At 62.8% G+C, this 19,413-nt stretch carries 16 protein-coding genes; 12 read left to right on the top strand and 4 right to left on the bottom strand.

Going from position 1 to position 19,413, the window contains the following annotated elements; all coding sequences use genetic code 11:
- Positions 1 to 8: 8 nt before the first annotated feature.
- A complete protein-coding gene (locus QEH68_RS12685) occupies positions 9 to 518 on the bottom strand; it encodes a DUF3515 domain-containing protein (RefSeq protein ID WP_280623029.1) in 510 nt (169 codons plus the stop codon).
- Positions 519 to 640: 122 nt separating this feature from the next.
- On the opposite strand from QEH68_RS12685, the gene QEH68_RS12680 reads away from it, so the two are divergent.
- From QEH68_RS12680 to rsmD, 4 genes are read left to right on the top strand one after another with little or no spacing between them, the layout of a single operon-like run.
- A complete protein-coding gene (locus QEH68_RS12680; protein WP_280623028.1) occupies positions 641 to 1,654 on the top strand; it encodes a thiamine-phosphate kinase in 1,014 nt (337 codons plus the stop codon).
- A 22-nt stretch (positions 1,655 to 1,676) separates the two neighbouring features.
- Positions 1,677 to 2,717, top strand: a complete 1,041-nt coding sequence (locus QEH68_RS12675; protein WP_280623027.1) for a DAK2 domain-containing protein — start codon at positions 1,677 to 1,679, stop codon at positions 2,715 to 2,717.
- A complete protein-coding gene (locus QEH68_RS12670; RefSeq protein ID WP_280623026.1) occupies positions 2,707 to 4,962 on the top strand; it encodes an ATP-dependent DNA helicase RecG in 2,256 nt (751 codons plus the stop codon). The genes QEH68_RS12675 and QEH68_RS12670 overlap by 11 nt, the downstream gene beginning before the upstream one ends.
- A gap of 51 nt (positions 4,963 to 5,013) precedes the next feature.
- On the top strand, positions 5,014 to 5,580 hold the full coding sequence (gene rsmD, locus QEH68_RS12665) for a 16S rRNA (guanine(966)-N(2))-methyltransferase RsmD (protein ID WP_207593813.1): 567 nt from the start codon (positions 5,014 to 5,016) through the stop codon (positions 5,578 to 5,580).
- An 18-nt stretch (positions 5,581 to 5,598) separates the two neighbouring features.
- Here the strand turns inward: rsmD and QEH68_RS12660 are convergent, their stop codons facing one another.
- Together QEH68_RS12660 and QEH68_RS12655 are read right to left on the bottom strand one after the other, a co-directional pair.
- The gene (locus QEH68_RS12660) at positions 5,599 to 6,393 is read right to left on the bottom strand and encodes a fused MFS/spermidine synthase (RefSeq protein WP_280628009.1); all 795 of its coding nucleotides are present in this window, start codon (positions 6,391 to 6,393) and stop codon (positions 5,599 to 5,601) included.
- Positions 6,390 to 7,655, bottom strand: coding sequence for an aminotransferase class I/II-fold pyridoxal phosphate-dependent enzyme (locus tag QEH68_RS12655; RefSeq protein ID WP_280623025.1), 1,266 nt, complete (start codon positions 7,653 to 7,655; stop codon positions 6,390 to 6,392). Before QEH68_RS12655 ends, QEH68_RS12660 begins: the two co-directional genes overlap by 4 nt.
- A 35-nt stretch (positions 7,656 to 7,690) precedes the next feature.
- Here QEH68_RS12655 and coaD point away from each other — a divergent pair, with 35 nt between their 5' ends.
- From coaD to QEH68_RS12615, 8 genes are all read left to right on the top strand, one after another.
- Positions 7,691 to 8,191: a pantetheine-phosphate adenylyltransferase gene (gene coaD, locus QEH68_RS12650; protein ID WP_026540246.1), complete on the top strand. Its 501-nt coding sequence runs from the start codon at positions 7,691 to 7,693 to the stop codon at positions 8,189 to 8,191.
- A 166-nt stretch (positions 8,192 to 8,357) separates the two neighbouring features.
- Positions 8,358 to 8,885, top strand: coding sequence for a DUF177 domain-containing protein (locus QEH68_RS12645; protein WP_089595442.1), 528 nt, complete (start codon positions 8,358 to 8,360; stop codon positions 8,883 to 8,885).
- Positions 8,886 to 8,918: 33 nt separating this feature from the next.
- Positions 8,919 to 9,122, top strand: a complete 204-nt coding sequence (rpmF, locus tag QEH68_RS12640; RefSeq protein ID WP_011775139.1) for a 50S ribosomal protein L32 — start codon at positions 8,919 to 8,921, stop codon at positions 9,120 to 9,122.
- Between the two features lie 23 nt (positions 9,123 to 9,145).
- A complete protein-coding gene (rnc, locus tag QEH68_RS12635; protein WP_089595441.1) occupies positions 9,146 to 9,856 on the top strand; it encodes a ribonuclease III in 711 nt (236 codons plus the stop codon).
- Positions 9,857 to 9,862: 6 nt separating this feature from the next.
- On the top strand, positions 9,863 to 10,831 hold the full coding sequence (gene mutM, locus QEH68_RS12630) for a bifunctional DNA-formamidopyrimidine glycosylase/DNA-(apurinic or apyrimidinic site) lyase (RefSeq protein ID WP_207593811.1): 969 nt from the start codon (positions 9,863 to 9,865) through the stop codon (positions 10,829 to 10,831).
- A 183-nt stretch (positions 10,832 to 11,014) separates the two neighbouring features.
- Positions 11,015 to 11,737, top strand: a complete 723-nt coding sequence (locus QEH68_RS12625) for a hypothetical protein (protein WP_280623024.1) — start codon at positions 11,015 to 11,017, stop codon at positions 11,735 to 11,737.
- A gap of 85 nt (positions 11,738 to 11,822) precedes the next feature.
- The gene (locus QEH68_RS12620) at positions 11,823 to 13,046 is read left to right on the top strand and encodes an MFS transporter (RefSeq protein ID WP_280628008.1); all 1,224 of its coding nucleotides are present in this window, start codon (positions 11,823 to 11,825) and stop codon (positions 13,044 to 13,046) included.
- A complete protein-coding gene (locus tag QEH68_RS12615) occupies positions 13,043 to 14,071 on the top strand; it encodes a hypothetical protein (RefSeq protein ID WP_280623023.1) in 1,029 nt (342 codons plus the stop codon). The genes QEH68_RS12620 and QEH68_RS12615 overlap by 4 nt, the downstream gene beginning before the upstream one ends.
- 168 nt (positions 14,072 to 14,239) lie before the next feature.
- Here the strand turns inward: QEH68_RS12615 and QEH68_RS12610 are convergent, their stop codons facing one another.
- The gene (locus QEH68_RS12610; protein ID WP_280623022.1) at positions 14,240 to 19,150 is read right to left on the bottom strand and encodes a DUF4082 domain-containing protein; all 4,911 of its coding nucleotides are present in this window, start codon (positions 19,148 to 19,150) and stop codon (positions 14,240 to 14,242) included.
- Positions 19,151 to 19,413 lie beyond the last annotated feature (263 nt).

Here is a 19,413-nt window from a genome sequence, read left to right as displayed (position 1 = left end):
GGCCGGTACTACTTGCCGGCCGGCAGGTTCTGCAGGTCTTCCTGGCCCACGCACTTGCCGGTTGCCTTGATCTTGCCCACCGCGGCCGCGAGTTCAGTGAGCACGGTTGCGGAGCTGATGTTCGCTGCTTCCAATTTGACCGGATCAATCAGGATCTCGGTGGCCGGTTCGCGGCCAAACGTGGTCAGGGTGTATACGGGATCGCCTTCTTTGATGACCCAATCGATGTCATTGACGCTCACGCAGCGGTCTGTGGTGGGTCCGGGAACATTTACACCGCACCGGAGGATGACCTGGGACGGATCGCCCCACGCTGCCGTGGCCTGGCTGTTGGTCTTGCGGAGTGCGGCGTCGCCGATCCGGTCGGGTAGGGCAACCATCATCGGGGCGCAGGCAGGATTGGCGGCGTCGGTGGCGGCCGTGACGTCAACGGCAGGGGAACAAGCCGACAAAGCGAGGACGGCCACAGCGGCTGTGGATACGGCCAGGGATGTCCGGCGGAGGGTCTTTCGGTGCATCCATCCAGCCTATCCCGCGAGGGCTGCCGGGCAGATCCACGTAACCCCGGTCACATTCACCCACGTGCTTGGCAACACGTGCACGGCACTATTGTGTCAGTGGATCGCGATAGCGTAGAGCCGTGCCCGCAGAACAAATAACCGTCCAAGACCTTTCGGAATCCGAGCTCCTTGCCAGGATCTTTCCGCGCCTGAACCACAGCCCCGGCATCCTGCTGGGACCGGGAGATGATGCTGCCCTGATCGCTGCACCGGATGGCCGTGCCCTGATTTCCATAGACACCCAGACCCAGGACCAGGACTTCAGGTTGGAGTGGAACAACGGATACCGGACCACCGGATATGACGTCGGCTGGAAGGCTGCGGCGCAAAACCTGAGCGACATCAATGCCATGGGCGGCAGCGCCACCTCCCTTGTCGTGAGCCTGACCATGCCGCCGGACACTCCCGTCGAATGGGTCGAGTCATTCGCCGATGGCCTCACTGCCGCAATCATTGGCCTGGGCGCCCCTGATTGTTCTGTTGCCGGCGGAGACCTCGGAAGGGGCCGCGAGCTGGCGGTGACGGTGGCCGTCGTCGGAACCCTCGGTGGCGTGGCGCCTGTGCTGCGGTCCGGAGCCAAACCCGGGGACGTCGTGGCTGTTGCAGGGACCTTGGGCAGGGCCGCAGCCGGTTGGGCACTGCTGGAAAGCAATTTTCCCATAGGCAGCCTGGACACAGAACAACGGGGTTTGGTGGAGAGCCAATGCCGTCCCCAGCCTCCTTTGGCAGCAGGACCCTTGGCGGCACGCGCCGGTGCAACCGCCATGATGGATATTTCGGACGGCCTGCTACGGGACGGGAGCAGGCTCGCTGCAGCCAGCAATGTTGCCCTGGATTTTGATCCCGTGGCCTTGAAGACCCAGGCGCTGCCGCTGGAACCGGCTGCAGTACTCCTGGGCCGCGACCCGATGCCCTGGGTTCTGGGCGGGGGAGAGGACCACGGATTGCTTGCCACCTTCCCAGCAGGAATTCAGCTGCCGCGGGGGTTCACTGCGATAGGCTCAGTTCAAGCCGTTGTCGAGCCGCCAGGCAGCGGCGTCCGGATCGCCGGGCAAGCTGCTGACACCGTTGGATGGGATCACTTTGCAGACTAAGATCGCCGCGAATGCGCACGCCATGAAACGTTGGCTCGGCAAGGCGGAGGTGGTCCTCGGCAACCACAGTGATCGCCTTAATGCGATCAACATCTTCCCCGTGGCCGACGGCGATACCGGCACCAACCTGTACCTCACGGTTCGCGCAGCAGTGTCCGCCCTTGACGGGGCAGCCCCGGACAGCACCGAAGCGGGTAACGACGTCGGCGCAGTCTTGTCGCGCGCCGGCCAAGCCGCCATGGAGCAGGCACGGGGGAATTCGGGCACGCTGTTCGCTGTCTTCCTCTGTGCCGCTGCTGAACCGTTGGGCGGTAAATCGCGGCTGAGTGCACCGTTGCTCGCCACAGCGCTGAACAGGGCACAGATCCGGGCATGGTCCGCATTGAGTGAGCCGGTAGCCGGAACCATGCTGTCGGTCCTGGAAGCTGCTTCGGACGCTGCGCAGGCCGTGGATGCTTCCCAAAACTCCGACGACAGCAACCACGCCCTTGCCCTCGCTCTTGACGCCACCGTGGAAGCCGCCTACCAGGCAGTTGTCCGAACCGAAGGCGAGCTCGCACAACTTCAGGAAGCCCACGTGGTGGACGCCGGGGGTGTTGGCATGCTGCTGATTTTGGACTGCCTGCGTTCTGCAGTCCTGGGCGAAGAACTCCAGGACGAACTCCTGGACGGGCTTCACGGCTATAAGCTGCAGGACCCCCACATTCATGAGCGGATGCCGGCCGACGACGGCGTGGAAGTCATGTGCACCATCAACCTTTCCCCCTTGAATGCAGCCATCCTGAGGCAGCGCCTGGATGAGATGGGTGATTCGGTCATCATGAGCCAGGTTGGCGGTGCCCGGAGCCAGGATGATGAGGACGAGGAATCCACGGTTGAAGCAAGCTATCGGTGGAGGGTGCACGTTCACGTTCCAGATCCCGAGCCGGCAGTGGCCCTGATTCGGTCACTGGGCGAGCCCACGGACATCGCCGTCAGCCAATTGGCACTGCCCAGCGGGGATGGACAGGTTCCAACATCACAGGAACCCAGCATTACAGGCCAGCCACGGCATGATGACTGAGCTGGAACTACCCCTCGAGCGCAGAATCGGCAAGCGGTCCGCGGCAGTCATCGACAAGCACCTGGGACTCAAATCCACAGGTGCCCTGCTGAACTATTTCCCGCGCAGGTATCTCAGCCGTGGCGAGCTGACCCCCATCAGCAACCTTCCGCTGGATGAGGAAGTCACCCTGATTGCCCGGGTCCTGTCCAACAGTACGCGCCAGATGCGGGCCCGCCGTGGCTCCATTACTGATGTTGTGGTGACGGACGAAGCCGGTGGAAGCGGCGCTCCGGGCACGTTGAAAGTCAGCTTCTTCAACGGTTTCAGGGCCAAAGCGGAACTACAGGCAGGCCGGCGGGCCATGTTCTCCGGCAAGGTCACCCGCTATGGTGGCTCACTTGGCCTGACCAACCCCGACTTCCTGCTGCTGGACGAGGACCCGGAAGCCGAAGGTTCCATGGACCCCGAAAAGCTTGCCGCGATGCCCATCCCGGTTTACCCGGCAACCGCCAAGCTGACCAGTTGGTCCATCCACAAAGTGATTACGGCCTTGCTCCAGACAATGGACCTTGACGCCTTGGAAGACCCCCTTCCGGCGAGCATCGTTCGCAGGGACGGGCTGCTCAGCGTGGCTGAGGCCTACCGCTTGATCCATTCGCCGGAGACCGCCAAGGACTGGCAACGGGCGCAGGAGCGGTTCCGGTACCAGGAAGCATTGGTCCTGCAGACGGCCCTCGCGCGCCGGCGCGCCCAACTTGCAGCCGAGGAAGCCACCGCACGCAGGCCCCGCGCCGACGGATTGCTCAGCAGCTTTGACCGGAACCTGCCCTTTACGCTGACTGCCGGCCAGTCCGCCGTCGGAAAGACGCTTGCTGAAGAACTGGCGCGGGATGCGCCGATGAACCGGCTGTTGCAAGGCGAAGTGGGTTCCGGAAAAACCGTTGTTGCCCTCAGGGCCATGTTGCAGGTGGTGGATGCCGGCGGCCAGGCTGCGCTGTTGGCACCCACGGAAGTGTTGGCGGCACAGCACTTCCACTCGATCCGCCGGACGTTGGGATCGTTGGCACGAGACGATGTCTTCGGTGGCGCGGGGATGCTTGGCGGGGACCCGGCGCAGGAGTCCGTCCACGTGACGCTGCTGACGGGCTCCATGCCGACGGCGGCACGCAAACAGGCCATGTTGGACGCAGCCTCGGGCAATGCCGGAATCGTTATTGGCACCCACGCCTTGCTGAGTGACAAGACCAGCTTCCAGGACCTCGGCTTGATTGTGGTGGACGAGCAACACCGTTTCGGCGTAGAGCAACGGGACGCCCTTCGGGCCAAAGCGCAGCGGCCGCCCCACTTGCTGGTCATGACGGCAACGCCCATTCCCCGCACCGTGGCGATGACGGTTTTCGGAGACCTTGAGACCTCCATCCTGGATGAGCTTCCCGCTGGCAGGGCCCCTATCACCACGCATGTGGTGGGACTGGTGGAGAACCCCGGCTGGGTGGATCGTATTTGGAAACGGTCGCGTGAAGAGGTTGAGTCGGGCCACCAAGTGTACGTGGTGTGCCCCAAGATTGGAACGGACGACGACGGCGATTTCAGTCCGGGAGAGGTCGAACCCAGCGACGCCGAGCTCGCGGAGGAAGGATCAGCGCGGGAGCTCGCATCGGTGACAGCCGTCGTCGAGAGCCTTCTGCAGGAACCGGCCTTGGCCGGTGTCCCTGTGGCACCGCTCCACGGTCGGCAGGACCCGCAACTGAAGTCCGAGACCATGGCATCCTTTGCCGCCAACCAGGTCAAAGTGCTCGTTTCCACCACCGTCATTGAGGTGGGTGTGGATGTCCACAACGCCACCCTGATGGTGATCCTGGACGCGGACCGCTTCGGAATTTCCCAACTTCACCAGCTTCGCGGGCGTGTAGGACGTGGCGGCTTGCCTGGCACTTGCCTGCTGGTGACCACCTTGGAACCCGGGCATCCGAGTCGCCGGCGGCTTGAGGCGGTTGCATCAACCACAGACGGTTTTGAACTGTCGCAGGAAGACTTGAAGCTCCGCCGCGAAGGCGACATCCTGGGAGCTTCGCAATCCGGTGGGCGCTCCACGCTGAAGCTGCTCCGTGTCCTGGAGCATGAGGACATCATTGCCCGCGCACGCACGGACGCCCAGGGCTTTGTTGCAGAGGACCCCACCCTCCAGCACCAGCCGGGGCTTGCCGCAGCCATCGACGAATACTTGAACCCTGAAAAGGAGGCGTTCCTTGAGCGCGGTTAAAAAACCAAGAAGTGGCGGCCCCCAAGGCGCGTCAGCACAAGGAGCATTCCTGTGAGCCGGATCATTGCAGGAGTCGGTGGCGGGAACCCGCTGGCCAGCGTCCCCGGAACCGCCACGCGGCCTACGACCGACCGAGTCAAGGAAGCTCTCTTTTCCCGCCTGGAATCCTTGGCGGTCATCGCCGATGCCCGTGTCCTTGACCTTTACGCTGGTTCGGGAGCCCTGGGCATTGAGAGCGCCAGCCGGGGAGCCCGCAGCGTGGACCTGGTGGAGTTCGACGCCAAGGCGAGCGACGTCTGCCAGCGCAATGCGGACTTGGTGAACCAGCTCCTGGGCGGCAAGAAGGTCTCGGTCCACCGTTCCAAGGTGGAATCGTTCCTGGAACGGGCACATGCGGGCGGGTTGTGGGATTTGGTCTTCCTCGATCCGCCGTACCCCTTGGACGAACCGGCCTTGAGCGAGGTGTTGGCAAAACTCGCGCCGCACTTGGATGAGGGCGCCGTGGTGGTTGTCGAGCGAAGTTCGCGGAGCCCGGAACCGGCATGGCCTGAGACCATGGAGTGCTTCGCCGACAAGAAGTACGGCGAAACCAAGCTATGGTTCGCCGAACCGGCCTAGCGGGTCGGGGCTGGGATCTCAGCCGGCAATCCGGTCCAGGTCCATCCCGGTGAGCACAGCGGCAGGATGCGGGCCGCGGGCCAGCAACTCCACCGTCCACTCCGGCGTCCACCGTCTGCGTGTGCCCACAAGAATGATGTTGCCGGGGTAACGGCCCTCAAACATGCCGGTTTCTGCGACGGCGGCAACATCCTGCATGGCCTCACGCAGGGCCGTCACCTGGCTCCGCACCAAGGTCAGGGCGGGTTCGTCTCCCACGTTGACGATCAAGACCCCGTCAGGACCCAGCCGTGCGGCAGCTTCCTCGTAGAATTCCCTGCACGCGATGTGTGCCGGGGCCTCTGGTCCGGAGAAGATATCAAGAATCACGACGTCGAATGTCACCGCGGCGTCAAGCTCCGCCAACGCGTCGCGCGCGTCGCCAATGTGGGTAGTCAGCGTGGTGCCGTCGGGCATGGGCAGTTTGTGGAGCACGAAGTCCAGGAGTTCGCGTTCCAGTTCAACGGCATACTGTGCCGAACCAGGGCGGGTGGCCTGGATGTAGCGGGCAAGGGTCAACGCCCCTGCACCCAGATGCAGTGCGCGGATGGGTGCCCCGGGCGCCGCAGCCAAATCCACTACATGACCGATCCTGCGCAGGTACTCATAAAATATCTCCCGCGGATCCGCGAGGTTGACGTGCGATTGCTCGGCCCCGCCGATGCTGAGGATGAAGCTGCCCTCAATGAGGGTATCCGCGTCAATGGTGGCGTGCTGCCCCGTGGTCCGGAGGTAGCGCGAGGCGACGTGGTGTCCGGAGCCGGTGGTATTCAGAGCCGGTCCTTGAGCGAGGCGAGGCGTTCGGCTGCTTCTTCCAGGACGGATGTCTTTTTGCAGAAAGCGAAGCGCAGCAGGCTGCGGGTGCGCGCTGCCCCCTCTGGATGGCAGAAGACAGGAACCGGGATTGCGGCCACTCCCACCAGTCCCGGCAGGCGCCGCGCAAGGTCCACGGAATCGCGGATACCCAAGGGGGCGGTGTCCACATTGATGAAGTAGGTGCCGCTGGGGATGTATACCCCGAACCCTGCCGCACGCAGCCCTTCTGCCAGGATGTCGCGTTTGTGCTGGAGCGTACTGGCAATGCCGGTGTAGAACCCGTCGGGAAGGCCGAGGCCGACTGCAATGGCTCCCTGAAAGGGTGTCCCCGAACTGTAGGTCAGGAACTGTTTCACTGTGCGCACAGCAGAAACCAAATGTTCAGGACCGCTGAGCCAGCCGATTTTCCAGCCGGTAAAGGAAAAGGTCTTGCCGGCCGAGGATACGGTGAGGGTCCGGTCCGCTGCTCCTGGGAGGGAAGTGATGGGGATGTGGTCCACGCCAAAGGTCAAATGCTCGTAGACTTCGTCGCTGACAATGATGGCATCGTATCTGGCAGCCAGTTCCACGATCTTCGCCAGGACATGGTGGGGGAAGACAGCGCCCGTCGGGTTGTGCGGATTATTGAGGAGGACAATGCGGGTCCGGTGACTGAAGACGCCTTCAAGGGCCGAAAGGTCCGGGAGGAAGTCCGGTGCCAGCAGGGGAGCGGTGACGTGCGTGGCACCTGCCATGCCAATGATGGCACCGTAGGAGTCGTAGAAGGGCTCGAAGGTCAGGACTTCATCACCTGGCTGGGTGAAGGCGAGCAGTGTTGCCGCGATCGCCTCCGTTGCTCCGGTGGTGACAAGGACCTCGGTGTCAGGGTCAGGGGCCAGGCCGTAAAACCGCTGTTGGTGTGCCGTGATCGCTTCCCTTAGAACGGGAAGGCCTTTGCCGGGTGCGTATTGGTTGGCCCCGGAGGCTATGGCGGTTTGGGCTGCTGCTTTGATCTCATCGGGCCCGTCTTCGTCAGGAAAACCCTGGCCAAGGTTGATGGCTCCAGTGGAGAGAGCAAGTGTGGTCATCTCCTCGAAGATGGTCACTCCCAGCCCTCCTTCGGGTGAGAGTAGATTGGCTCCGGTTGCGGCCCGCTGCCAAGGTGCTGTTCTGGTACCGGGGGTGGTGCCGGCGCTCGTGTCGAGGGAGGGGCTGCTGCCTGCGGATGCCATGTCTGCCATGGTATCCCGGCGAAGCTATGGGGTAGGTTCGTCTCATGAGACGAGCGGTATGCCCTGGATCCTTTGACCCCATCCACAACGGACATCTCGAAGTCATTGCCCGGGCGGCCGGCCTCTTTGACGAAGTCATTGTGGCCGTGTCCACCAACTACGCCAAAAAGTACAGGTTCAGCCTGGAAGACCGCATGGAAATGGCACGCGAAACGCTGGCGTCCCTTCGCGGAATCATCGTGGAGCCCATGGGCGAAGGACTGTTGGCTGAGTACTGCCGCCACCGGGGCGTATCGGCCATCGTCAAGGGCCTCCGCTCATCGTCCGATTTTGACTACGAACTGCCCATGGCCACCATGAACCGTCAGCTGGCCGGTGTGGAAACTGTGTTCCTTCCTGCTGAAGCGCACTATGTTCACTTGTCTTCGACACTCATCAAAGAGGTGAACGTTTTGGGAGGGGACATCTCGGATTTCGTGCCCAAGTCAGTACTGAAACGTCTCCTCGCTGGCGAGCCTGCAACGGAACACCCGCGCAAGGGGTAGGCTTGATGGGTACCTCGCGCCCTTATGCGGAGTGCCCCAAGCTGAAACCACCGCGCATTTATGCGCGCCCGGCGTCAGTTTGAGTCCTCAAGCGTGATCAGGCTAAGATGGTACGTCGGTCATATGTTCTACAGGAGTTCTCATTAAGCGAGATGCAAGTTCGCCCTTGGCGCTGGTAGTCAAGGACCTTGGACGCAGTCCAGGGACCATGCGGACACTCAACGAGCATGTACCTGCGCCAAGTGACCTTGGTGTGGCGCTCATTGGCGTGAAGGAAGGCTCGGATATCGAGTTGGATCTTCGCCTTGAGGCCGTACACGAAGGAATTCTGGTATCCGGCACCGTAATCGTCGATGTAACCGGCGAGTGTGGCCGATGCCTGGATCCCCTTGCGTATGACCTTGAAGTCAATGTGCAAGAACTTTTCTTCTATGAAGGCGTAGAGCTTTCGGGCGGAGAAGACGATGAAGAGCAACGTCGAGTCGAGTACGATCTGATCGATCTTGAGCCGGTGTTGCGGGACGCAGTTGTCACTATGCTGCCGTTCCAGCCGGTGTGCCGGGAAGACTGCCAGGGTCTGTGCTCCGAATGCGGAGCGCGCCTGGAAGACGAGCCGGGGCACCACCACGAGGTCATTGACCCTCGCTGGGCTGCCCTAGCTGATCTGGCTAAGACTGACCGGCAAACCGATTAGTAAGTGTTCGTCTAAGAGAGAAATGAGATAGCCGTGGCTGTTCCCAAGCGGAAAATGTCTCGCGCAAATACACGCGCCCGCCGTGCCCAGTGGAAGGCAACTGCCCCCAACTTGGTCAAGACCATCGAAAACGGTCAGGTTACCTACAGCCTGCCGCACCAGGCAAAGGTCGTTACTGACTCTGCCGGCACCGCGCTGTTCCTTGAATACAAGGGCCGCAAGGTCGCAGACGCCTAATCTGCCGTACAGGCTGACTAAGGATGTCTTCAACTGAAGAGCTTCTGAAGCGTCTCGGTGTCTCGATTGACACCGAGACGCTTCGTCTTGCTCTGACACATCGCTCATACGCGTATGAGAACGGCGGGATTCCCACCAACGAGCGCCTCGAGTTCCTCGGCGACTCCATCCTGGGATTCTCGGTTACTGACTCTCTGTACCGTGAGAACCCCACCCTGCCTGAAGGCGAACTTGCAAAACGCCGCTCCGCCGTCGTCAGTACGCGCGCCTTGGCCGGGATCGGCCGGGCAATTGGCGTTGGCGAGTTCATCTACCTCGGGCAAGGCGAGAAGCTGACTGACGGTAAGAACAAGGCCTCCATTCTGGCCGACACCATGGAAGCCTTGATTGGCGCCACCTATCTGTCCAACGACATGGAGACTGCCCGCCAATTAGTGATGCGGCTGGTGGGTCCGCTCCTGAAGGACGCCGGAGCCCTTGGTGCTGGAACTGACTGGAAGACCAGCATCCAGGAACTGACTGCCAGCCGGCAGCTGGGCGCCATCCACTATGCCGTGGAAGGTTCCGGACCTGACCATGCCCGTACTTTTGAAGCCGTGCTGAACATCGGCGGAACCCCCTACGGACGGGGCTCGGGTCATTCCAAGAAGGAAGCGGAACAGGAAGCCGCCGCCGACGCCTGGCGTGCTTTGACTGCCTTGGATCCGACTGCTGCCGGTCCTGCATCCGCCTGAGCCCCGATGCCTGAGCTTCCCGAAGTAGAGGTAGTACGCCGCGGCCTGGCGCGCTGGGTCCGCGGCCGTTCCGTGACCGGCGTCGATGTCCTTGATCCGCGGTCCATCCGACGGCATGCCCTCGGAGCGGAGGACTTCATCGGGAACCTGGAACACGCCACGGTGCTGGATGTGGTGCGGAGAGGCAAATTCCTCTGGATGCCCCTTGCCATGCCGGGCTTGCCCCACACCGACCCAGGTGCAGCTGAAAGCCTCCCTGCGGTGGCTCTGATGGCCCATCTGGGAATGAGCGGCCAACTGCTGATGCAGGACCCGGATGTTCCGGATGAAAAACACCTCAAAGTCAGGATCAAGCTCAGCCCGGCGGACGGCATGCCGGAACAGCTGCGGTTCGTGGACCAAAGAATTTTCGGCGGACTGTTCGTGACGTCCTTGGTACCGACGCCGGACGGCGGCCCCGGAGGCTTGGGCGAAACACCACTGCCGGAGATCGCGGCGGAAGCCGCCCACATTGCCCGGGATCCCTTGGATCCTTATTTTTCCTTCGACGCGTTCTACCGAAGGATCAAGAGCCGGAAGACCGGCATCAAGAGGGCGCTGCTGGATCAGTCAGTCATCTCCGGCATCGGCAATATCTACGCGGACGAAGCCTTATGGCGCGCCCGCCTCCACTACGCCAGGGCTACGGACACCATGCGCCGTGCGGATGCCGGGAAACTGGTTGAAGCGGTCAAGGACGTCATGAACGCCGCATTGGCCGCTGGCGGAACCAGCTTCGACTCCCTCTACGTGAACGTCAACGGCGACTCCGGCTACTTTGCACGGTCCCTCAATGCGTACGGGCGTGCCGGCGAACTGTGCAGCCGGTGCGAGGCGATCGGCCTTCACAGTGTCATGAAAAGGGAACAGTTCATGAACCGTTCCTCCTATACGTGTCCCGTATGCCAACCCCGGCCACGGAACGGACGTTGGTAGGGCCAAAACTGTTCCGGAATCCGGATCACAATGGCAGACTGTCCCCATGAACAGCTTGGCGCTTCGAATCGCCATCGCAAGGATCAACGCCACCTCAATCCGGGTGGCGTCACTTCTACCCGCAGCCGTTCTTGATGCAGGATCCAACTGCCGCTTCCGCGGCCCATCCGGTCCGGGTACGCCATGATGGCGCGGCGGCTGGTCATAGCAGGTATCTGCCTTGCTGTGCTCATTGCCGCCGTGGCCGTAGTATTCGACCAGATGGCCAGGCAGGGAGCCACGTCCGCGCAAGCTCCGCCGTCGTCCAGTTCCACCCCTGCCGCAGGCGCCGGTTCCACCGGCGCGACCGCGCCGACATCCGGCAGTCCGGCTCCTGACGCTGCGAACAGCGCAACCGGGGGCACAGCTACCGAGGGCAGCGGCAACGGGACAAGTGGAGCAGAAGGCAATGCCGGGCCATCTACGGCCAGGCCCCTCGAAGTCCTGCCTCCCGTCACTGCCACGCCAACAGGTTTACCTGAACCTTCCGCGCCGGCACCGCTCATCACTGGTGCACTTCCGGAGCCCGGCAGTGCGTCGGGCGAGCTGGTGGACGGCTGGCCCGACGGCGTCCTGTCGCTGCCGGCCGGGACCACGATTGGGTCCACCTCGGTTTCCACGTCCGGTGACATCCTCCAGCTGGCAGCGGATGGCATTGTTGCCAAGCCGAGGGCTGAGGTCCTGGACTTCTTCCGCCAATCGTTGGTGTCACACGGCTTTTGGACCGAGGACGCGCCGGCCCCGGACGGTGCGGTAGCGGCACGCTTTGTGCGGGGCGCTGACACGGTAACGGTTTCAGTGGCCACCACGGGAACCGGCAACTCGCGCTTCCAGCTGCTGGGCAGCCTGCACACGAGGGCGGAGTAGGGAATCGATGTACATTTCGCTTTCAGACCACAGCGGCGGTAAACGGGACAAGTCACGGAACAACGCAACGGCACTGGCGGCGGAGGTGCCGTTCCGTTTGTCCCCGGTCATCCTCTGGTTGGGCATCGTGAGCATGGTGACGGACGTTTCTTCCGAGTCGGTCACGGCAATCCTTCCCTTGTACGTGACGGGGTTTTTAGGGCTGTCCACTATCGCGTTTGGCTTCATCGACGGCATCAACCAAGGCGCCAGTGCAATCGTCAGGATTGCGGCCGGGTGGGCAGCCGACCGCAGCGGGCACCCCAAACGGATAGCGCTGGCCGGTTATGGCCTTTCCATGCTTGCCAGAATCGGTTTCCTCTTTGCCGGTGGTTTCTGGGCGATTGCGGCCATTGTGACCGGCGACAGAATCGGCAAGGGAATTCGCACTGCGCCAAGGGACGCACTGATCTCGGTCTCCGCCCAGCCAGAACATTTGGCGCGGTCCTTTGGCGTTCACAGAATGCTGGACAATATAGGGGCTGCGGCCGGGCCGTTGATCGCTTTCCTTGTCCTGTTGATGATTCCCAACGGATTCAGCACCGTCTTTGTGGTGTCTCTTGCCTTCGCGGTGATCGGAGTCGCCGTCCTGGCACTGGTTGTGCCGGATATCCGCGCCCACGGCCTGAAGAGCACTGAGGGACGGGAGGACCGGCGGCTCTTTGCCTTTTCGTGGAGCCATTTGAAGGAACCGGGGCTGGGCAAGCTGCTGATCGCCGCAGGCCTTCTGGGTGTGGTGACCATCGGAGATGGCTTCATCTACCTGGTTCTGCAGGCCAGGGACTCGTTCGCCGTCCAGTGGTTCCCGTTGTTGTTCGTCGGGACCAATGTGGTGTTCCTTGCCCTCGCAATTCCGCTGGGGCGGCTGGCTGACAGGGTGGGCAAAATTCCGGTTTTTGTGGGCGGGCATATCGCCTTGCTGGCAACATACCTTCTCGCTGCGGCGCCTTTCGGTGGATTGTGGGGCACGGTGGGGTGCCTGGTCCTCCTGGGAGCGTTTTACGCCGCAACCGATGGCGTCCTGGCCGCCTTGGCCAGCCAACTCACGCCGGCGGGGAAGCTTGCTACAGGAATTGCTTCAGCCCAAACGGTGGTGGCGTTGAGCCGGATGACCGCCTCCGCGGGCTTTGGCGTGCTCTGGTATGCCGTGGGAGCGTCGACGGCGATGGTGGTGGCCAGCGGACTCCTGGCCTGTGCAGTGGTGGCTGTCATCGTGATCCTGCGAAGTGCCAGGCCAGCCGCACAACAGGACACGGGCAGCGGGGCATGAGTGGGACACTGACCGGCAGCAAGGCGCGGTGGGGTGTTCTCCTCGCCGTGACAGCACTCGTGCTGGCAGCGGCCGGAATCTATGCGGTGGGCGCCTACCAGCGGTTCGAAGAGAGCAGGACCGCGGCTTCGTCCGTAGGTATCACTGCTGGCCAGCCGCTTCCGGCTGCCCCTTTTGTCCTTTTCCGGAACACGGCGTCGGGCCAGGGCTATGGCAACGCGGCAACTGTGCCCCTGTCCGCTCCGGGCGGTACCCGGGCGGTGAGTGAACAAGAGTGCGACCGCGTCCATGGAACGGCCGAAACTGTAGTGTGCTTGAAGACGAACCGCGGGCTGGTGACCGCCTTCGAAGCAGCAGTCATGAACCGCGACTGGCAGATCCAGCGTTCATGGCCCCTCCCGGGCATTCCGAGCAGGACCCGGGTCAGCGCTGACGGCTCCATGATCGCTACTACCGTCTTTGTCACGGGTCACTCCTACGCTGCTTCGGGATTTTCCACAGCCACTGAAATCAGTTTGCCCGGGGGTACGTCCGGAAACCTTGAGGACTTCGCGTTGATGGTTAACGGTGAGCGCCTGGTTGCCACGGACAGGAACATCTGGGGAGTGACCTTCGCGCCAGGACAGAGTGATGTCTTCTACGCCACAGCGGCGTCGTCGGGCCGTATCTGGCTGGTCCGGGGGAGCCTGTCCGCGAAAACCCTCACCGCCATTCACGACCATGTGGAGTGCCCGTCGATTTCTCCTGACGGTACTCGGATCGCTTACAAGAAGAACGACGGCGGAGGGCTGGTGGCCCATTGGAAGGTCGCCGTCCTTGACCTCGCGTCAGGTCGGGAAACGGTTCTTGCGGAAAAGCGCAGCGTGGATGACCAGATCGAATGGCTGGATGACCGGAACCTGCTCTATGGCTTGGCAGATGATGCAGTGGAGGGCGACAGCAACATTTGGCAGCTTGGCACCGAACCGGGCTCACAGCCCAGCCTGTTCATCGCCCACGCGTGGTCGCCAAGCGTCGTCCGCTGAAGCAGCCGCGGCGAGGGGCCATGATGCAGGTGCTCCCGCCACAACGAGCCCGCTGAAGAGGACGCGCTAAGGGAAGCGGCCGTGAAAGTGCCCCTGGCATAGCTCCGCTGTCGCCCGACCCGGAGTTCAGGGGTCGGACGCCAGCGGAAGCGGTGTGTCAGCAGACCCTCAGCATGTACCCAGCAGCCCGCAGAGCAACCCACCCGACTGGGTTGGACTGGGAGTCGGACTGGGCGAGGGGCCCGGGGAAGCAGTAGCCGTCGCCGTTGCCGTGGGTGACGGTGTGGGCGAGGCCGTCTGAGTAGCTGTGGGCGACGGAGCGGGTGCAGCCTGCTGCTGCGCCGGGGTGGCGAAGGAGTACACCACATCGACAAAGTAGTTGGTCGCGTTCCAGGAGTTGGCCGGCGTGACGCCACCGGATCCATACCGGTAGCGGCCGTTGTTCGGGCCACTGGCGGTGAACACCCCGCTGGTGTAGGTCTGGTTGAAGAACCCTGAGGTGTAGGAGTAGCGGCCATTGGGTGCCCTGTAGGACACCACGTAGGTTTGGCCTGTCACCAACGCGACTGGTGCGGAGAGGGTGGCAGTTTGCCAGCCCGTGGCGGTCTCATTGGTGAAGGTCACCTGCGCCAGGCGCGTACCTGCCGAGTTCCACAACGAACCCACGTGGGTTCCGGTGTTGCCGGCCCCCTTGTAGAAACGTATGCCCGTCACGTTCCCTGCCTGCGAAACACTGAAAGCAGTACCAAGTTCCACAGGCATGAAGTCGGACGCGGAAACTATCTGGGGCGTCAGCGATCCAAAGATCGTGGACACCTGGACGGTGGGCGCCGCAGTGGTGAATTGCCAGTTGGTAGTCGGGAACGACTGCCCCTGTTGGGAGACGACATTACTGACGCTGGCCGAGATCACGGTGCTGTTGGGCAGCGCCGCGGTGGGGGTGAACGTGACGGTCCGGCTGTCCGCAGAGAGGGCAGCTGTACCGGCCACCGGGTTGCCGCTCGCTGTCAGGGTGAACGACGCCCCCGGGCGGATGGCGGAGGAGAAGGTGATGGAAGGCTTCACATCCGTTGGAATGCCCGTTGCCCCGGGAGCCGGTACCTGTTCGGAGATCGTCAGGGGCTGCGCGGCGGTGGCGAACACCACATCCACCAGGTAACTGGCGGTAGAGGAGGAACCCGGGAAGTCACTGTTGTATCCGAAAGCTCCCGAGTCAGCCGCCGTACGCAGTGGCCCGCTGGTGAACCCTTCACCGAATCCGCCGGCGGTATAGGAGTACTTGCCGGTGGGGGCCTTGTACGCCGCCACGTACTCAGTATCGGCCGTAATGGTCACCGGTTGGCTGAATGTTGCCGTTTGCCAGCCGGTACTCGACTCATTGGTGAAGGTGACCGTGGCCAGGAGTTGTCCCGTGGCCGTGTAGAGCGAACCAGTGTGGGTTCCCGTGTTGCCGGCCGCCTTGTAGAAGCGCACTCCGGTGATCTGGCCCGCAGTGTCGCTGGCGAACCTGACGCCGAGGGACAACGAAACTCCGTCATCGGCGTTGGGTGTTGCAGGTGTCACTGTGTCCTGGTACAGCGTGCACGGGCAGACGCCGGGAGTACGCGGTGCTGGAACTGTGGTGAAGGTCCACGTTCCACCAGCAGACATCGGTTGCCCGGAGACGGACGTTGCCGTCACGGTGGCCGTGTAGGAGGTCCCTGCGGTCAAGGCAGCGGTGGGGGTGAACGTGACTTTACGGGTAGCTGAGTCATAGGTCGTCGCGCCGGCAACTGCGGCGCCACCCGTCACCTTGACTGCCATGCTGACGCTGGACGCCACCGCAGCCTCGGACAGCACGGCACTGACTGCGGTGTTCAGTGGAACACTCGAAGCGTTTGGCAGGGGCAAGTGTGAGCCGACCGTGAATGGCGGATTCGGTACCGTCACCACGACGTCCACCAAGTAGCTGGTGGTCGATCGCGAGGCGGCAAAGTCGCCGCTGTAGGTGTACGCCCCGGCATCCGATGCCGCCCGCAGCGGACCAACACTGAGCCCTGACCCGAAGCCGTTGGTGGTGGCCGAGTAGGTACCGGTCAGCGACTTGTAGGACACGATGTACTCTGTGTTCGCGGCCATCTGGACAGGCTGGCTGAACATGGCGGTCTGCCATCCTGAGGCACTTTCGTTGGTGAATGCCACCGTGGCCAACTGCTGTCCTGCGGCCGTGTACAAGGCTCCATTGTGGGCACCTGTGTTACCAGCTGACTTGTAGAAGCGGATACCCAATACCTCACCCGCTGAAACACTGGAGAACCTCACTCCGAGGGTCACCGGCACGCCTTCACGCAGCTCGGCGATCCCGGGTGTGACGGAGTCATCGAAGAGGCTGCAGGGGCAGGCGCCCGGAACAGGCATCGTGGCTGCAGTGGTGAAGGACCAGGTGCCACCGGCCGTGACCGGACCGCCGATTGAATCGGTGCCGGACAACGTCGCCGTGAATTGGGTGCTGAACGCCAGAGCGCTCGACGGCGTGAAAGTGGCCCGCCGCGTTGCGGCGTCGTACGCCGTAGTGCCTGCCACAGGTCCCGACGGCGACTGCAACGTCAGCTGGACGCTTGCCGCAGTGACCGGCTTGGAGAAGACGGCACTTACTTTGGTATTCACGGACACGCTCGACGACGACGGAATGGGCGTGTGGCCCGAGACGGTCATGGGGGAGCTGTCTACCGTGCTGAAGAGCGCGTCCGCGAAGTAGTTGCCACCGTTGAAGCTGGTGGTGGGGAATCCTGGCGAGGTGCTGTAGACGCCCGCCGGTTCAGCCCCGAAACCACCCGCAACCTTCAAAGGCGCGTCGGTGGAACCGAAACTCGCCCATTGATGGTCCTTGGTGGCGTAGTGGCCATTAGGTGCCCAATAAGACACCGTATATTTCTGGCCGGCCGCAACAGGCACGGCCTGGCTGAACAGGGCAGTTTGCCAGCCGGACGCAGTTTCATTGGTGAACGTGGTCGTCGCCAGGCGCTCGCCGGTCGCGCTCCACAACGAGCCGGTGTGCGTGCCGGTGTTGGCGGTGCTCTTGTAGAAGCGGACGCCGGTGATGAAGCCGTCTATAGAGGGGGTGAACCGGAGACCCATTTCGTAGGCTCCACCGTCACCTGAGTCTTTGACGGCAGGTACTGTTTGGCCGAAAACGCTGTACGGTCCGCTGAGGGACAGGTTCCTGGTGACGGCGGCACCGATGTTGGCGCTGTCGTCGATGGCCCGCGCCTGGATGGTGGCCGTAGCGAGGCCCTTCTGGATGTACGTATAGGTCCAGCTCTGCTTTCCCGTGGCGGGGTGCCAGGTGGTTCCACCGTCGGTGGACACTTCGACGCCGGCCACAACGCCACCCACATCCGTGGCAGTGCCCGTCACGGTGACCGAGCTGCCGTGCGCCACGGTAGCTCCATTGGCTGGTGCGGAGATGGCGGCGGTGGGCTTGGTGGTATCGGTGCTGGCAACTGCGGCAACCAGTCCTGCCGCGCGAGTGGCGGGTTGCGCACCCATGTCGGCGAGGATGTTGACCTGCGCCTGCCGCATGCGGGCATCGGCGGGTGCGCCGTCGCCGTCGTGCTCCTGGTCCAGGCCCCAGGTCCACTGGACGCTGCCTGCTGAAAAGACCAACGCGCCACTGGGTGCGCGGTAAAGGGTTACGTTGTGGGTGGTGGTGCCGGGAGCTACGGTGTTGCCGAAGTCCTGCAGATATTCCGGCACGTTTCCCACGGTGGTGGAGAGCCTGATGAGTCCCGCAGGCCGGAACCCGTTGTCCAGGTCCTCATTGGATTCGTAGCCGACAGTGTGGGGTGCAAGTGCTGTCGAGGAACCTGCGGGCATCGATGCCAAGGTGGTGTTCCGCCATAGCCTGGTCTTGCCCTCGTCCGCTTTGACGGTCACCGGCAGGTCCGAGTGATTGGACATATAGATTGTCCCGGTTACGGCATTTTCGGGCAGGCCTCCGCCGTTGGCTTGGGAAGCGAAGCGCGGGTCACGCCATGTGCCTGTCCACTCCGTGCTGGGGTCGATCTTGGCGTTTCCCCAGGTTTCCTTGTAGCAAGTCAGGGTGCGGTTGGCGGCACTGTCAACAGTTGAAGGCTCAAACCTGGTGCGCCAGTACATTTCGTTGCCCGACAGGAACTGGAGATTGACGCCGGCGTCCCTGGCGGCAGTGACGTTGGCCCGTTGGGGGCCCGACCAATATTCGTCGTGGCCGACCGAGAGGAACACCTTGTGGTTCAACAGCTCGGCGCCGTTGCGGTGCGTATCCAGGCCGCTGATATAGCTGACGTCATAACCGTTCTGTTCCAGGAAACGCACCATGGGGTATTCGTTGGAAAAGTAGAAGTCCCTTCCGCCAGGGCCATCCCTGGTTGCCATGGGCCGGTTGTAGCTGACTTTGTAGGACCGTCCGTTCGCGGCGCCCTGGTAGAAGTCAGAGCCGCCGTAGGTGTTGTAGGCCTGCCATGTCTGATCAGCTGTCTGGAACACGACGGCGGAGCGGTTGCCGTCATTGCGGACGATGAACGTGATGTGGCTCTTCGCGCCCGTGTCCGGACGCCGGAGGAGCGCGATGTAGACCCCTGAGACAGCGGTGGCCGGGACCTGCCACGTCGCCGATACTGCCCACGTGCCGCAGTCGTACAGCTCCGTGGTGACGTCGCTGCGGCATGCGGGTTGGGTCTGGCGAAACACTGATGGCGTCACGTCAGCGATCTTGCGGGCGCCATTGCCCGCATACCAGCCCGTCCGGTAAATCCCGATGGTGTAGCTCGATGCGTTGGTATCCACCTTGAATCGGATGGGTTGGCCGGCATTGACACTGATCTCGGTGGAGAAGCCCTGGATGCTGTCGTCGCCGGCACCATTGATGTCCCACTCCGACGGCGGACTGCCGGTTTTGGAATTCTCACAGGCCACGAGGTTCACTACAGGGTCGCAAGGACCCGCAGCCACCGCCGCTGGCGCAGTAAGGGGCAAGAGGGCCGCCACCGTGGCGATCACCAAGGGCACGAGGAAACCCTTGAGGACTCGCTGGGGTCGGTTGGCTGAAGTACCGGGCATCAGAACTCCTGGGGGTGGCGCGCCGAAAATGCATATGCGGGTCCGCGATTTCATACACGGGCCCTGCTTGCCGCTCCCCAGCCAGGGTCAAACCAAGATCTTCAGTTATGAACATGGGGCATTGTGCACTTGGCTCGACGTTCCGAAGATCGGGACCGGATCCGGCAGTGGCAGAACCAAAGTTCATGCTGCAGCCGGATCACCGGAACGAACAGGCCAAGTAGCCCTTGGCAGGAGTGTAGGGGTGTGTCCGGCCGATCACA

This window comes from Paenarthrobacter sp. OM7, from assembly GCF_029873575.1.
Classification (GTDB): domain Bacteria; phylum Actinomycetota; class Actinomycetes; order Actinomycetales; family Micrococcaceae; genus Arthrobacter.
Note: the sequence above shows the minus strand (reverse complement) of the source record. Positions and strands in the feature narration are given on the sequence as shown.

What these genes read in the sequence shown, in the direction of transcription:
- QEH68_RS12685 (WP_280623029.1), bottom strand. Translation starts at nt 518, where the DNA reads ATGCACCGAAAGACCCTCCGCCGGACATCCCTGGCCGTATCCACAGCC.
- QEH68_RS12675 (WP_280623027.1), top strand. Translation starts at nt 1,677, where the DNA reads ATGAAACGTTGGCTCGGCAAGGCGGAGGTGGTCCTCGGCAACCACAGT.
- QEH68_RS12670 (WP_280623026.1), top strand. Translation starts at nt 2,707, where the DNA reads ATGATGACTGAGCTGGAACTACCCCTCGAGCGCAGAATCGGCAAGCGG.
- QEH68_RS12655 (WP_280623025.1), bottom strand. Translation starts at nt 7,655, where the DNA reads ATGGCAGACATGGCATCCGCAGGCAGCAGCCCCTCCCTCGACACGAGC.
- coaD (WP_026540246.1), top strand. Translation starts at nt 7,691, where the DNA reads ATGAGACGAGCGGTATGCCCTGGATCCTTTGACCCCATCCACAACGGA.
- rnc (WP_089595441.1), top strand. Translation starts at nt 9,146, where the DNA reads ATGTCTTCAACTGAAGAGCTTCTGAAGCGTCTCGGTGTCTCGATTGAC.
- mutM (WP_207593811.1), top strand. Translation starts at nt 9,863, where the DNA reads ATGCCTGAGCTTCCCGAAGTAGAGGTAGTACGCCGCGGCCTGGCGCGC.
- QEH68_RS12625 (WP_280623024.1), top strand. Translation starts at nt 11,015, where the DNA reads ATGATGGCGCGGCGGCTGGTCATAGCAGGTATCTGCCTTGCTGTGCTC.
- QEH68_RS12615 (WP_280623023.1), top strand. Translation starts at nt 13,043, where the DNA reads ATGAGTGGGACACTGACCGGCAGCAAGGCGCGGTGGGGTGTTCTCCTC.
- QEH68_RS12610 (WP_280623022.1), bottom strand. Translation starts at nt 19,150, where the DNA reads ATGCCCGGTACTTCAGCCAACCGACCCCAGCGAGTCCTCAAGGGTTTC.